The organism is Hoeflea sp. BAL378, assembly GCF_000759435.1.
In the GTDB taxonomy this organism is placed as follows: domain Bacteria; phylum Pseudomonadota; class Alphaproteobacteria; order Rhizobiales; family Rhizobiaceae; genus Hoeflea.
Genome location: NZ_JRJG01000216.1, coordinates 1 through 1202 on the forward strand (window position 1 = coordinate 1; position 1202 = coordinate 1202).

The 1202-nt window shown below is 70.2% G+C and carries 2 protein-coding genes; one reads left to right on the top strand and one right to left on the bottom strand.

Going from position 1 to position 1202, the window contains the following annotated elements; genetic code table 11:
- A partial coding sequence (locus LL06_RS27820) for a hypothetical protein (protein ID WP_035533641.1) occupies positions 1 to 190 on the top strand: 190 nt, incomplete at its 5' end.
- A 48-nt stretch (positions 191 to 238) separates the two neighbouring features.
- Here the strand turns inward: LL06_RS27820 and LL06_RS25330 are convergent.
- Complete coding sequence (locus LL06_RS25330; RefSeq protein ID WP_035533643.1) at positions 239 to 1132, bottom strand: metallophosphoesterase; 894 nt, start codon at positions 1130 to 1132, stop codon at positions 239 to 241.
- Positions 1133 to 1202: the final 70 nt, after the last annotated feature.

Below are 1202 nucleotides of genomic sequence, written 5' to 3' on the forward strand. Positions count from 1 at the left end.
GGACACTGCAGAGGCTGCACGGCCCGCTCCGGTCGCGGCGCGGCCGGACGCTCCGGCGCCCGCGCCGTCGAAGCCGTCGCGCGGGACCGGCTTCGCGCTCGGCGCCTCCTGGTTCATTCTCGGCTGCGTCGCCGGCGCCGCCGCCCTGGTGGTGGCGTTCTGGGACCGGCTGTCGGCGATGGTCAACTGAGGCTGGGGCTCTCCCGCGCGCGCATGCGCCTTTAGAGCGCGACAGGCATCAGCCGATCAGGCCTTCCCGGGTCTCGTCAAAGCCCGGGCCATGGCCCGACAGCCGCATGCGGCGGTGGACGATCCGCCAGTTGCCGGGCTCGCCGTCGATGTCGAACAGGTTGAAGCCGGCGGGCGGGCGGCCTCCGCCGGGGCCGTGGCTGGCGGAGGCAATGCCCACCACCGGCACATCGCCGTCGCGGCCGCTGAGATGGTACAGCGTGTCGAGATGGGTGTGGCCGTGCAGCACCAGCTCGGCGCCGTGGTTCTTGAGCATCTTGCCGAACCGGCCGATGCCGCGCAGCCGCTTGTTCCATTGCGCCGCGCCGCGCACCGGCGGATGATGGATCATCACCACGCGGAACAGACCGTCCTCGCGCGCCCGGTCGAGCAGCTTGCCCGCCGCGCGCGCCTGCTTGTCGCCGAAATCGCCGGTGGCGACGAAGGGCAGCGTGGCGTTGGCCGACGAGATGCCGATCAGCGCCACCGGGCCGCGGCGCCGGTAGCTCGGAAACAGCTTCGCCTCGGGCGCATCCGCGTCGGAGACCATCCAGGGACGCCAGGCGGCCTTGGCGCGTTTGAGCGCGCCGGGGACATAGGCGTCGTGATTGCCGGGCACCAGCGTGGCCTCTTCGGGCTCGAACCCGGTCTCGAGCCAGACCCGCGCCGAGTCGATTTCGGTCCGCGTCGCGAGGTTGACCAGGTCGCCGGTGATGGCGACGTGATCGGGCGCCGCCTGCTTGATGCTGGCGAGCAGATTCTCGAGCGTGTCGCCAAAAAGCTGCTTGCGGCGGTTGCGCTGCCAGTTCACATAGCCGGTGATGCGCTTGGACGCGAGTTCGCGCAGCGACATTTTCGGCAGCGGACCAAGATGGGGATCCGAGATATGGGCCAATCGAAACATGGGTCAAGCCATAGCGATCCGCGGCCCGGCCCGCAACCGGCAAGGGTGGATGATGACGGTTTTGGCGGCC

Bases quoted from the DNA above. Each gene is read 5' to 3' on its own strand.
- LL06_RS25330 (WP_035533643.1), bottom strand. From the start codon at position 1,132: ATGTTTCGATTGGCCCATATCTCGGATCCCCATCTTGGTCCGCTGCCG.